Genomic DNA, 12,857 nt, shown 5'->3' with positions numbered 1-12,857 from the left:
GTTTAACGCGGTCTATGTCATCACAGCATCAGATACAGACGAAATGAAAAAGTTCGCAAATTTAAGACACGTATTGAAGGACAAATACCATGCTCAACAAACAAACATTGATCAGTATAGAAGATGCCTTGCCAGGTAGAGATCAACCAATGCAGATTGACGATCATCATTTTGTAAATAAATCTAACCTAAAGGCGCCTCTGACGTCACACCAACAGCAGATCTTGCTCGGAATGGGCTGTTTTTGGGGCGCTGAGCGCGTATTTTGGCAACTCGACGGCGTTGTATCTACTTCGGTCGGTTACGCTGGGGGTTACACACCCAATCCCACGTATGAAGAAGTCTGTACGGGTAAAACGGGTCATACAGAAGTCGTTCGAGTCGTTTTCGATGAACGCGTCATCTCATTAGAAAAGCTACTGGCTGTTTTTTGGGAAAAACACGACCCAACTCAGGGAATGCGTCAAGGTAACGACTTAGGTACTCAATATCGTTCTGCAATTTACACTTATTCGACGGAGCAGCTCGAGAGCACAGAGAAATCGAAACTCTTGTATCAGCAAGCACTGCAAGAAGAGCAGCGCGCGAACATCACCACCGAAATACAACCAGCAGGTCCGTATTACTTTGCGGAAACCTACCACCAGCAATATTTGGCGAAAAACCCTGATGGTTACTGTGGCATCGGAGGAACGGGAGTTTGCTTCCCACCAAGCCTCCAAGGATAAACCTAACCAGCAACAAAAAGAGCGACCGATATGGTCGCTCTTTTCTAAATCTAAGTGGGTACCAAGCTAACTAAGCCGATAATGATGCTATCACTTGGTTGACTTCTTTAAAGATGGTGAGCCTTTTATGATCGTTGACGTCAGGTAGTAACACTTTGCCATTGTCGAACTGAAAACAGCCAACCCCAACAATAAAAAATTGACCTTTGAACAACGTTTTAACAAAACGGGCCACTTGTAATGGTCGATATACAGCAAACTCACGTAGCATAACTCACCTCAATTCCTTTGAGAAAACACGGATTGCTTATTTTTCCTCTGCAATCTTAATGCGCAATTTGCGATGGAAATCATTTTAGCAAATTCTAAATATAACGCAAGATTACACCACTCCATACGTTAAATAAATGTTATCAACGGTCCTACAAATTTCTAAGATCTGGATATATACTGGAAGCTTCCAAACCTCGTACGGAATATAACAATATGAAAACTAAGACTCTCCTACCTCTACTACTGGCCTTAACGCCAAGCTTGACCTTTGCACACAACTTGTCAGTAGGAAAAAGCGTTCCTCCTGTCAATGTTGCCGCTTACGGCGAGATTGTTTTACAAGGCGAAGGCGTTGCATACCAACCCTGGGCAACTCAACATATGCAAGGCAAAGTTCGTGTTATTCAAGCCATCGCAGGCCGTAGCAGTTCAAAAGAGATGAATGCCCCTTTAATGTCGGCAATAACAGCGGCAAATTTTCCACAAGAAAGCTACCAGACGACGACTATCATCAACCAAGATGATGCAATTTGGGGGACAGGATCTTTCGTGAAGTCTTCAGCTCAAGACAGCAAAAAAGAGTTTCCTTGGTCATCCATGGTTCTTGATGAAAATGGCGTAGTTGCTAATACTTGGGACCTGAAAGAAGAAAGCTCGGCCATTATTGTTCAAGACAAAACGGGCAAAGTTCTGTTTGTCAAAGAGGGCGCACTTGAGCAAGATGAGATAACAAAAGTCATTGAGCTTATTAAACAGAACATCTAGCTTCATTGAATGGCTCCTTGTTCTTGTTGTAAGGAGCTATATGAATTTGATTAGAAGCATGGGCAGTGATAACTCTGCTCTTTATAAGTGCGACACTTCCATCAGAGAGTATTACCAATATTTTTCGGCACGTATGTGTTGAGTTAAATTTTTCTGCTAGCCAACAAAAGAGTGAACTTTTATTCATTATGGGTGTTATATTATAACAGTCGGTAAGAGGAGCTCAGATGTACCACCACCAGCAAAAAATACTAAGATATTGGTATCGCACTGCTTTATTTTTCAGTGTTGCGTTGCTGATCGCTTGGAACTTTGCGGTCGTACTCCATCAAGTCGATCTGACGCCCGACCATCATACCCATCATCATTGCCAATTATTTTCTGGTGTTCAGCACGGTATAGCAAAGGTACAACCTACCCTCTCTACACCGACTTTTACGCGCGCCCAGCATCATCATGTTTTTTTGCATCTCGTGTACGGCGAAGAAGTTCTTGGCGCTGCTCGTGCCCCTCCTTATTTTGCTTAATTTCCAAACTATTCCACACTCAAAATTATTGAGTTCATTTCCGCACCTAGTGTGTCAGGAACAATAACTTAGTGAAACTCGAATCTGAGCAATACCGCCTTTGGTTAATGCCAGTAAAATTAGGAAAAATACAATGTCATCAAAACACGTTTTAGCCCTTGCTATTGGTCTCACTTTATCGACAGCAGCGAATGCAAACGAATACCGCCAGCATGGTGCTCATGTGCATGGTCACGTCGAGTTTAATATCGCCCAAGATGGCAAAGATCTGTTAGTAGAGATCACAGCTCCTGGAGCTGATGTTGTGGGTTTCGAACATGCTCCAGAAAACGCGCAACAAGAGCAAGCGCTTAAACAAGCCGTCGCTACACTCGAAGACAGCAACGCATTGTTCGCTATTAACTCACAAGCTGATTGTAATATTGAAGAAGCTTACGTGAGCCACAACCTAAGCGAAACTCATGAGGAACATGATCATAGTGAGCACGACCATAATGACCATGCACATCACGATCATGAAGGGCACGAACACCATGATAATAATGAACATCATGATAAACATGACCACCATGACGATCATGATGAGGCGCACGATCATGGCGGTCACGGTGAATTTTCGGTGCAATATCGCTTCAGTTGCGAACAAGTTAATCAGCTTAGCCAAATCCAAACCGATTGGTTTAACCAATTCCCAACTACAGAGTCCATCAGCGTCAATATATTCACTGATACCATGCAATCAGCAATTAAATTAAGCAAAGATAACACCCAAATCGTAATCAAATAACACGAGTGGCGTGTAAGTACCCACTTACACGCCACAGCTTTGGTGATTTAATATGACTGAAACCACACCAAATGTTGTCGAGCTAGAGGATGCCCAATTTTTCTGGCCCGGTTCAACCAACCCAACCATCCACATCCCCAAATTACACATTACACAAGGCGAGCATGTGTTTATCAAAGGTCCAAGTGGCTGCGGTAAATCGACCTTGCTCGCTTTGTTGACGGGGATTAACACATTAACTTCAGGCTCTCTATCTGTTCTCGATACTGACCTTGCTAGTTTAAGTGCCAGTCAGAGAGACCGCTTTCGCGCCAATCATATTGGCTACATCTTTCAACAGTTCAATTTATTGCCGTACCTTAACGTACTTGAAAACGTATTATTGCCATGTCAGTTCAGTAAAATACGACGTGACCGTGCCCATTTAGGTGCCTCATCTCAAACGTTAAATGAACAGGCTCAGGCCCTACTAGAACGACTGCACTTGCCAAACGAGCTTCATACACGCCCTGTCTCTGAATTGAGTATTGGTCAACAACAACGTGTGGCTGCGGCTCGAGCTCTGATAGGACATCCAGAGTTAGTGATCGCTGACGAACCAACCTCAGCTTTAGACTATGACAATCGTAAAGCATTTATTGAGCTCCTTATGGAGCAAGCGAATCAAGCCAATGCCACACTGGTATTCGTTAGCCACGACCCAACACTCGAACCCTTATTCGATCGCACGCTCAATCTACCCGACATTAATCAAGTATCTAGCCTAGGAGCCATATCATGAGTGCCGTTGTAAAGCTCGCCTGGAAAAGCTTGATGAACCGCAAAGCGACGGCAATTCTAACCATCATGACCGTTGCGATTTCAGTGGTACTCCTCTTGGGCGTCGAGCGTATCCGAACTCAAGCCAAGGATAGCTTCGCTAATACAATTTCAGGCACTGACCTCATTATTGGTGGACGTTCTGGGCAAGTGAACCTATTGCTCTATTCTGTGTTTCGTATTGGTAATGCGACCAACAACATCGATTGGAAAAGCTACCAAGAGTTTGCCAATCATCGTTCAGTCGATTGGGCTATTCCAATCTCGCTTGGCGACTCGCATAAAGGCTTCCGAGTTATGGGAACCAATCACAGTTACTTTGAGCATTACAAGTTTGGAAGTAAGCAACCACTAACATTTAGCAAGGGCAGAGAATTCAATGGTTTATTTGAAACCGTGCTAGGTTCTGATGTCGCTAAACAACTTGGTTATGATATCGGTAGCGAAATCATCATTGCCCACGGCATTAGCGACGTTGGCTTTAGCCGTCATGACAATCTGCCATTTAAAGTTGTCGGTATCCTTGCACCTACAGGAACACCAGTCGACAAAACTGTCCATGTATCATTGGAAGCCATCGAAGCCATTCACGTCGGATGGGAAAGTGGTGCGCGTTTGGGCCCGACACCCAAGGCACAAGATCTCAAAAACAGAGACTTTCAGCCCAAACAAATTACCGCTATGCTCGTTGGTTTGAAATCTCGTATTCAAACTTTCGCCCTGCAAAGACAAATTAACACCTACCCCAAAGAGCCGCTCAGCGCCATTATGCCCGGCGTTGCGTTGCATGAGTTATGGAGAATGATGTCGGTTGCAGAGCAAGCCCTAATGGCAGTATCTGGTTTTGTCGTGATCGCAGGGTTGTTAGGTATGTTAAGCAGTCTATTAACTAGCCTACAGGAACGCCGCCGTGAAATGGCGATTTTGCGTGCCATGGGAGCAAGGCCTCGTCATGTTTTCTCACTCTTAATTAGTGAAGCCAGCTTGCTTACTGCTGCTGGTATTATTACTGGCGTTACTGGGCTGTATGCCATTCTTGCTATCGCGCAGCCGATCATCCAACAGCACTATGGAATACATCTCACCTTAAGCATCTTATCTACTTATGAGTGGATGCTATTAGGTTTCGTACAATGCGCTGGTATTGTGATTGGTTTCATTCCCGCACTCCGCGCCTACCGACAGTCACTGAGTGACGGAATGACAATAAGGATTTAATAAAATGTGGAAAAAAATACTCGCAAGTTGCTTGCTGGTCGTCGCATTCACAGCGCCTGTTATGGCCAGCGAAGAACCATTAAAGCTTGACTGGATTGACCTTGTTCCAGAAAAAGAGCGTAAATTGTTCGACAGTATAGGCATGCCCGCATCTGATCACAGTGGTGGCGCAGCCCAGCAGTCCAAGATTGGTAACGTTCGACCAGAACTGAACGGAAGCCAAGTTAAAATTCCAGGGTTTGTTATCCCACTTGAAGGTGATGCCGATACCGTCACCGAATTTTTATTGGTGCCATATTTTGGAGCTTGTATTCACGTGCCACCACCGCCTCCAAACCAGATCATTTACGTGAAGTTTCCGAAAGGCGCGCCTGTTCAAGAGTTGTGGGATGTTATATATGTGGTTGGAACGTTGAAAACCGAGACGATAAACCACGAACTGGCAGAAACGGCTTACGTTATTGAGGGATCAGAAATAGAAGCCTACGACGATATGTAATTTAAGTCGTCGATAAGCCTCGCTACACCTAAGGCGTCACACTAGCGCCTTTTTTAGCTTTGTGCTACACGATATAACGAGATAAATACGCTAACACGCCCACATAAATAACCAAAAGAAACGCTATCGACAGGTGCTTTTTGAGTTTACCTGCTTCTGAGAACTTCATAGCCCCTCCAAAATAACGATAACAATTTTAACAACTCATTATCATTTTGAATAGCCCTATTCGTTCAAAAACTGAGAACTCCTGTCTGGTCGCTTGGTCAGATAAGGTGTAAATTTAAACGTGCGAACCGCGCAGTTCTTGGTAGGAAAACGAATGGCAGACCCGACAAAGCAACCTGTTGTCATCGAACATCAGTCAGACACAAAAAAAAATACGCAACAAGAAAAGAAACAAGGCTACATAAAAGACAGTGCTAGTAAGGTAAAAACCATAGCCCAAATACACGGTCTTGACGCCTTACTGCAAACCGAACCGCCGGCCAAGTCTGCGTTTGAAAGAGCCCAATTGCGAGAGCAAAGACGCCAAGAACAGCGACAAAAAAACTTAGAACAGATTTTAAAATTAGCGCACAGTTCATGCCGAGATGAGACAGCGGGAGAGCCAGACCAAGATTGGTTGCATCGATTTTTTGAGATGGCTCAAGACATCCATAACAGCGCGATGCAAAAGCTATGGGCTCAAGTGATGAAGCGTGAAGTGACCAATCCGGGTTCAACGTCCATGAAAGCGTTGAAAACCCTCAAGGATATGTCACCAAAGGAAGCACAAACTCTGCAAAGAGCCGCCTCTTTAGCGTGCAGTTTTGGAGGGGATCACAGCAGAAAACTGCTGATTGGTTACAAAGCGCAAGGAGGCATATTTAGCTTCGGCAAGCGAGACGTCGCCAACAGCCTAAATATGGGAAGTTTTCAACTGCCGTATTCAAGCTTGTTGCTCTTAATTGAATTAGGGCTGCTGCACAGTGCCGAACTTGAATCTGGCGAAATTAGTATCGAGACACCGTTGGTCCTCACCTACCAAGGTAAAAACTTGTCGCTGCACGTAAACAGTAAAGGTGTCCGCCTTTTATATTACCGCTTCACACCCACAGGCAATGAGCTCTGCACCTTGCTCGGAAACAAACCACATGCCGAATACTACGATCAAATGCTTGCACTGTTAAATCATAGATTTAGTGTCCATAGTGAAGCTAAAAGTACGGTTCATCATACTGTCTAGCCAGTTGGAGAAGCATTTGACCACCTATGATCCAAATACTTCTCCAGCCGCTCAAAGAGCTTTAGGTCACCTATGATCTAAATGATTTTTATCGGATCACACCGCGTTGTTTAAGATCGATTAAGCACAAATCCACCAGCTCATCGACACTCTTTTCTCCCGCGGGCAAATCGATTTCAGGGTTCTCTGGCGCTTGATATTCCGAATCAATACCAGTGAAATTAGGAATCTCTCCCGCACGGGCTTTACGGTATAAACCCTTAGGATCTCGACCTTCGCAAACCTCTAGAGATACATTGACATACACTTCGATAAACTCGCCTTCTGGCAATAAATCGCGCACTAACTTCCGCTCTGCACGATGCGGTGAAATAAACGCCGACAGAACAATTAAACCCGCATCTGCCATCAACTTCGCCAGTTCACCAATGCGACGAATGTTCTCGCGACGGTCCTGTTCAGAAAAACCTAAATCGCTACACAAACCATGTCGTACATTGTCACCATCCAATAAATAGGTGTGGTAACCCAATGCTGCAAGGCGATTTTCCAACGCCCCTGCTACGGTTGATTTACCCGCTCCAGATAAGCCGGTAAACCACAATACGGCAGGTTTTTGCTTCTTTAATTCAGCACGAAACTGTTTATCAACCGAATGCTGGTGCCAAACAATGTTTTCATCTTTTACCGTCGTTTCGGCAGTCATAACGTATCCTTGTAAATATCGGAATTAAAACGGGAAAAAGACCGGGATCAAAGTAAGTACTAATACAGAGTACACAATCGAAATTGGCACTCCAATTCTCACGTAGTCGGTCAATTTGTAATTTCCTACGCTGTACACCAGCAGGTTAGTTTGGTAACCGTAGGGAGAGATAAAGCTCGCACTCGCGCCGAACAAAACCGCCATGATGAATGGCATCGGATCCACGCCATAACCCACCGCCATGCTATAGCCGATAGGAAAAGAAAGCGCAGCCGCGGCATTGTTTGTCACCAATTCAGTGAGTACCAATGTCATGATATAAGTCGCCACCAAGGCACCAAATACTCCCCAGCCATTAAACGCTTCAATAAACATCACTCCCATTCTTTCTGACAATCCAGAAGAGATCATCAGTTGAGCAATAGACAAAGCGGAACCGACAATCACGACGATATCGATCGGAAAACGGCGGCGCAGTTCTGAAATCTGCACAATACCAAACGCAATAAGCGCGATAAGGTACGCAGCTAGACCTTTAATAATCGGTACTAACTCTAATAGAGCGCATCCAATTACGGCTGCAAAGCCCAGTAATACAATGGAAGACTTATTCGTATCAAGCCGAGCGCTAGAGTCCAAGTCATGCACTAAAACAAACTCTTTACGATGAGCTCGGCGTTCAGACTCAAAACGCTTGCCTGGAACCAGAACTAACGTGTCCCCAGGCGCTAAGGTAATGCTACCCAAGCCACCTTCTAGGCGTTCGTGGCCTCGGCGAATCGCCACAACAACGGCATCGAATCGGTCGCGGAATCGGCTCTCTTTGAGGGTTTTGTAGCAAAACGTCGCCGACGAGCTCACCACAACTTCGATAAAGTTTTGCCCATTTAAGTGCTGCTGACCAAACAACTTGAGGCCCGGAATTTCTTGCAGGGTCGCGACGCTCTCAACATCGCCACAAAATAACAGGCGGTCTTTTGCATTGAGCACAAAATCCGGTCCCACAGAAGAAACAGTAACACCATCGCGCACCACTTCTGCAAGAAACAGTTTGCGCAGCGCACGTAAATTATTCTCGCTGATCGTACGCCCAACTAGCGGTGAGCCTGGCTCAACGCGAGACTCAAGAAAGTAAGGTAAATCTTCTTGGTTTTGATCATCATAATTCGGTAGCAAGTAGCTCAGTGGGATAAGAATCAGCATCCCTCCCACCAGCACAGCCAAACCTATCATCGTAGGTGTAAAAAAACTCAGGCTCGGTAAGCCTGCGTCTTCGACAAAGCTGTTGATGATTAAGTTAGTCGACGTACCAATCAAAGTTAACGTGCCACCAAAAATGGCGGCGTAAGACAAGGGAATAAGTAATTTCGAAGGTGCATGCTGCTGATTACGCTTAATCGCCCCAATCAATGAGACAACCACAGCGGTATTATTCGTAAATGAAGAAAGCAAGGCGGTCGACACACCGAGCTTAGCAATCACGCTGCCTAACTGGCCCTCAGAGATACTTCGGCTCACCCAACTGATCAGCAGTGTTTTTTCTAGAGCACAGGATGCAAGAATCAATAGAACCAGGGTTAACAATGAAGAGTTGGTAAAATTGGATGCGATAGTGGCTGAATCCATCATCCCAGCCATGAATGCAATAAAAGCGGCACCCGCAAAGACATAACTAGGCTTAATTTTCGTGACAAGCAAGCAAGTGATAATGCCAAACAAAATCGCTAACACAAACCCTTGTTCCCACATAGCCTTTCCTTACCAAATAGCCCTAAAGAGCACAACAACGACTCGTTTATCCATGAGACACCGACAAACGAGTAAACAGACAAAAATCAGCGCAAGCGAAAAGAACATCAGAATGCTCGGTTTTCTTGGGCTCCACCGAAGCACTCTGGTATTAGGAGAATACCTAACGACATTTCGCAATTCAGTTAGGTAGCGACGCCCCAAGTACAACAGCAGACAGAGCCTGAAATTATCGTACTTGGGTAAGCCAGTTACTTTTTCAGAAACTGGCTGACGTCTTTTGCTTCCCAGTGTGGGAAGTGTTTACGGACAAGCGCATTAAGCTCAACTTCAAACGCAGAGATGTCCGTCAAATCGCGCTCAACCACGGCGAGGCTCTCTTTAACCATGCCAGCACCAACCGTCACGTTTGTCAGACGATCGATAATGATAAAGCCACCGGTATCTGCACAGTCTTGATAATTGTCCAGCGCGACTGACTCATTAAGAGACCATTCACACAAACCAATACCATTCAATGGCAGCTCTGCCGAGCTATGAGTCGAGAGATTATTAATGTCATATTGATGACGAATCGCTTCAACATGACCTACGGTTTTCTTACCTGCGATTTTGATGTCATAGTCACGACCCGGTTGCAGGGGTTGCTCTGTCATCCACACCACATCGGCAAGCAAATGGTTTGTGGTTTCCACTTGAGCATTATCTAGAACAATTAAGTCGCCACGGCTAATATCGATCTCATCGCTTAGCGTCAGAGTGACAGCTAATCCGGCACGAGCTTCTTCGATATCACCATCAAAGGTCACAATACGTGCCACAGTTGACGTTTTACCCGATGGCAATGCTTTAATGGCATCACCGACTTTGATCGAACCAGAAGAAATGGTCCCCGCAAAACCACGGAAATCTAGGTTAGGGCGATTAACGTATTGCACAGGGAAGCGGAATTCACCCGCGCCTTTTTCTTGATCCACATCGACCGTTTCAAGAAGCTCAAGCAATGATGGGCCTTTAAACCAAGTCAGGTTTTGGCCTTTATCCACCACATTGTCCCCTTCAAGCGCTGAGATCGGGATGATTTGAATATCAATATCCCCTGTCAGATTCTCAGAGAACTTCAAATACTCGTCGCGGATCTCTTCAAAGCGCTCTTGGGAGTAATCCACTAAGTCCATCTTGTTGATCGCCACAACAAAGTGCTTCAAACCCAACAGGTTGGAAATGAAAGAGTGACGACGAGTTTGATCGAGAATGCCCTTACGTGCATCAACCAGAATCACAGCTAAGTCACATGTCGATGCACCTGTAGCCATGTTACGTGTGTACTGCTCGTGTCCAGGAGTATCTGCAATGATGAATTTACGTTTCTGCGTCGAGAAATAGCGGTAAGCCACATCAATCGTGATCCCCTGCTCGCGCTCAGCTTGTAAGCCATCGACCAACAACGCAAGGTCAGGCTTTTCACCCGTGGTGCCCACACGTTGGCTGTCTGAGTGCACTGCCGCTAGCTGATCTTCATAAATTTGTTTTGAGTCATGGAGTAAGCGACCGATTAATGTACTTTTACCGTCATCCACCGAGCCACAAGTCAAGAATCTAAGTAACGACTTGTACTGGTGTTGTGTTAAATAGCCTTCGATACCAAGCTCGGCTAATTGAGCTTCAACTGCACTGTTCATTATCTTTCCTTAGATCCTTTAGAAGTAACCTTGACGTTTCTTAAGCTCCATCGATCCTGACTGATCGTGGTCGATCGCTCGGCCTTGGCGCTCACTCGACGTTGCCACCAGCATCTCTTCGATAATGCCAGTTAAAGTGTTTGCTTCAGACTCGATGGCCCCAGTCAATGGATAACAACCAAGGGTACGGAAGCGCACACTCTTCTCTTCAATCACTTCACCCGGTTGAAGCTCCATACGATCATCATCAACCATGATCAGCATGCCATCGCGTTCAACAACTGGGCGTTTGTCCGCGAGGTAAAGCGGCACGATCTCGATGTTTTCTAAATAGATGTATTGCCAGATATCAAGCTCAGTCCAGTTAGACAGCGGGAATACACGAATGCTCTCACCCTTATTAACCTGACCGTTGTACGTCTTCCATAGCTCAGGACGTTGGTTTTTAGGGTCCCATGTATGGTTCTTATCGCGGAATGAATACACGCGCTCTTTCGCCCGTGATTTCTCTTCGTCGCGGCGCGCACCACCAAAGGCCGCATCAAAACCGTACTTGTTCAGCGCTTGTTTTAAGCCTTGAGTCTTCATGATGTCAGTGTGCTTAGAAGAACCATGAACAAACGGACTACAGCCCATGGCTAGACCTTCTGGATTCTTATGTACCAAAAGCTCAAAACCGTATTTGGCCGCGGTGCGATCACGAAATTCAATCATCTCGCGGAACTTCCAATCGGTGTCGACATGCAGCAATGGAAATGGAATCTTACCTGGGTAAAAAGCTTTACGCGCAAGGTGCAGCATCACTGATGAGTCTTTACCAATCGAATACATCATGACTGGGTTATCAAACTCAGCCGCAACTTCACGGATGATGTGGATACTCTCCGCTTCGAGTTGTTTAAGGTGAGTTAAACGTTGTTGGTCCATGTTTTGTATTTCCTTTTTAAGCTTGAAGGCGCATTACGTCTCTAATCTTTGGTCTGAAATTATATGGAGTTGGCAATAGCACTTTTGTTGAATTCAGTACTAGACAAAAACCAGTCTAACTTTTGAGACAGTCGCACTACCTCTCCGACAACAATCAAAGATGGCGATTGTGCTTCCTTCGATAAATCAGAGAGTTGGGAGAGTTCTCCCGTAAATACTTTTTGTTGAATCTGCGTGCCACGCTCAATAATGGCAATCGGAGTCGACGCTGAACGGCCATGCTTAATGAGTTGATTCTGAATATAGTGTGATTTCATCAGCCCCATGTAGATCACTAAAGTCTGATTCCCACGCGCCAACGTGGACCAATCCATCTCATCACTTTCTTCTTTCAAGTGGCCAGTCACAAAGATGGCCGATTGCGCATAATCACGATGAGTCAGTGGAATACCAGCATAAGCGGTTGCGCCAGCTGCTGCGGTAATGCCAGGGACAACTTGAAAACGAACGCCGGCATCAGCAAGCACTTCTAACTCTTCACCACCACGACCAAATACAAACGGATCCCCACCTTTAATGCGCACTACTTTGTAGCCCTGCTTGGCAAAATCCACCAAAAGCTGATTCGTCTTCTCCTGCGGCACACTGTGATGCCCAGCTCGCTTCCCAACGCACACCAAAATCGTGTCGCTTGGAATCAATGCCATGATTTCTTCAGACACCAAGTAGTCGTACAAAACCACGTCAGCTTGCTGCAAGCAGTTCAGTGCTTTCACCGTCAGAAGTTCAGGATCGCCTGGTCCTGCACCTACTAAGGCGACTTCACCAGGCTGTAGCGATTGCTTTGCAAAACGAGTAACACCAGCGACTGGGTTGTCAGAAACTAACCGGGGCTTTGGTTTAGGAAAAGAAGTGACTGAATCGTTCGTTGCCATGTGCTTGCTCATCG

General features: G+C 45.6%; 14 protein-coding genes. 8 read left to right on the top strand and 6 right to left on the bottom strand.

The annotated features are described in order from the left end of the window. Positions 1-89 precede the first annotated feature (89 nt). Entirely contained in the window at positions 90-728 is a 639-nt protein-coding gene (msrA, locus tag R7M92_RS09340; RefSeq protein ID WP_318133226.1) for a peptide-methionine (S)-S-oxide reductase MsrA, read from the top strand. Between the two features lie 70 nt (positions 729-798). Here the strand turns inward: msrA and R7M92_RS09335 are convergent, their stop codons facing one another. Next, positions 799-999: a DUF1107 domain-containing protein gene (locus tag R7M92_RS09335; RefSeq protein WP_005379612.1), complete on the bottom strand. Its 201-nt coding sequence runs from the start codon at positions 997-999 to the stop codon at positions 799-801. A gap of 215 nt (positions 1,000-1,214) precedes the next feature. On the opposite strand from R7M92_RS09335, the gene R7M92_RS09330 reads away from it, so the two are divergent. The 7 genes from R7M92_RS09330 to R7M92_RS09300 all read left to right on the top strand — a co-directional run bounded on the left by R7M92_RS09330 (position 1,215) and on the right by R7M92_RS09300 (position 6,844). Next, complete coding sequence (locus R7M92_RS09330) at positions 1,215-1,766, top strand: YtfJ family protein (protein ID WP_005383122.1); 552 nt, start codon at positions 1,215-1,217, stop codon at positions 1,764-1,766. A 227-nt stretch (positions 1,767-1,993) separates the two neighbouring features. Next, positions 1,994-2,293: a DUF2607 family protein gene (locus tag R7M92_RS09325; protein WP_080996158.1), complete on the top strand. Its 300-nt coding sequence runs from the start codon at positions 1,994-1,996 to the stop codon at positions 2,291-2,293. Positions 2,294-2,426: 133 nt separating this feature from the next. Further along, a complete protein-coding gene (zrgA, locus tag R7M92_RS09320) occupies positions 2,427-3,080 on the top strand; it encodes a zinc uptake protein ZrgA (protein ID WP_318133224.1) in 654 nt (217 codons plus the stop codon). Positions 3,081-3,132: 52 nt separating this feature from the next. Beyond that, positions 3,133-3,861, top strand: a complete 729-nt coding sequence (locus R7M92_RS09315; protein ID WP_005379603.1) for an ABC transporter ATP-binding protein — start codon at positions 3,133-3,135, stop codon at positions 3,859-3,861. After that, positions 3,858-5,117 (top strand): ABC transporter permease, encoded by a 1,260-nt coding sequence (locus tag R7M92_RS09310; protein WP_318133222.1) that lies wholly within the window; start codon positions 3,858-3,860, stop codon positions 5,115-5,117. The genes R7M92_RS09315 and R7M92_RS09310 overlap by 4 nt, the downstream gene beginning before the upstream one ends. Positions 5,118-5,121: 4 nt before the next feature. After that, the gene (locus R7M92_RS09305) at positions 5,122-5,616 is read left to right on the top strand and encodes a DUF3299 domain-containing protein (RefSeq protein WP_005379600.1); all 495 of its coding nucleotides are present in this window, start codon (positions 5,122-5,124) and stop codon (positions 5,614-5,616) included. 322 nt (positions 5,617-5,938) lie between these two features. Beyond that, complete coding sequence (locus tag R7M92_RS09300) at positions 5,939-6,844, top strand: TIGR03899 family protein (protein WP_318133221.1); 906 nt, start codon at positions 5,939-5,941, stop codon at positions 6,842-6,844. A gap of 88 nt (positions 6,845-6,932) precedes the next feature. Here R7M92_RS09300 and cysC read toward each other — a convergent pair whose 3' ends face one another. The 5 genes from cysC to cobA all read right to left on the bottom strand — a co-directional run bounded on the left by cysC (position 6,933) and on the right by cobA (position 12,843). Next, entirely contained in the window at positions 6,933-7,550 is a 618-nt protein-coding gene (gene cysC, locus R7M92_RS09295) for an adenylyl-sulfate kinase (RefSeq protein WP_318133218.1), read from the bottom strand. A 24-nt stretch (positions 7,551-7,574) separates the two neighbouring features. Further along, entirely contained in the window at positions 7,575-9,299 is a 1,725-nt protein-coding gene (locus R7M92_RS09290; protein WP_318133216.1) for an SLC13 family permease, read from the bottom strand. Between the two features lie 251 nt (positions 9,300-9,550). Continuing rightward, positions 9,551-10,981, bottom strand: coding sequence for a sulfate adenylyltransferase subunit CysN (cysN, locus tag R7M92_RS09285; RefSeq protein WP_017633444.1), 1,431 nt, complete (start codon positions 10,979-10,981; stop codon positions 9,551-9,553). 18 nt (positions 10,982-10,999) lie between these two features. Continuing rightward, a complete protein-coding gene (gene cysD, locus R7M92_RS09280; RefSeq protein ID WP_005379592.1) occupies positions 11,000-11,908 on the bottom strand; it encodes a sulfate adenylyltransferase subunit CysD in 909 nt (302 codons plus the stop codon). Positions 11,909-11,967: 59 nt separating this feature from the next. Then, entirely contained in the window at positions 11,968-12,843 is an 876-nt protein-coding gene (gene cobA / locus R7M92_RS09275; protein ID WP_031780800.1) for a uroporphyrinogen-III C-methyltransferase, read from the bottom strand. Positions 12,844-12,857 lie beyond the last annotated feature (14 nt).

Source organism: Vibrio sp. Vb2880 (genome assembly GCF_033337975.1).
Taxonomy (GTDB): domain Bacteria; phylum Pseudomonadota; class Gammaproteobacteria; order Enterobacterales; family Vibrionaceae; genus Vibrio; species Vibrio alginolyticus.
The sequence above is the reverse complement of the archived record's forward strand: the minus strand, read 5'-3'. Positions and strand labels throughout refer to the sequence as shown.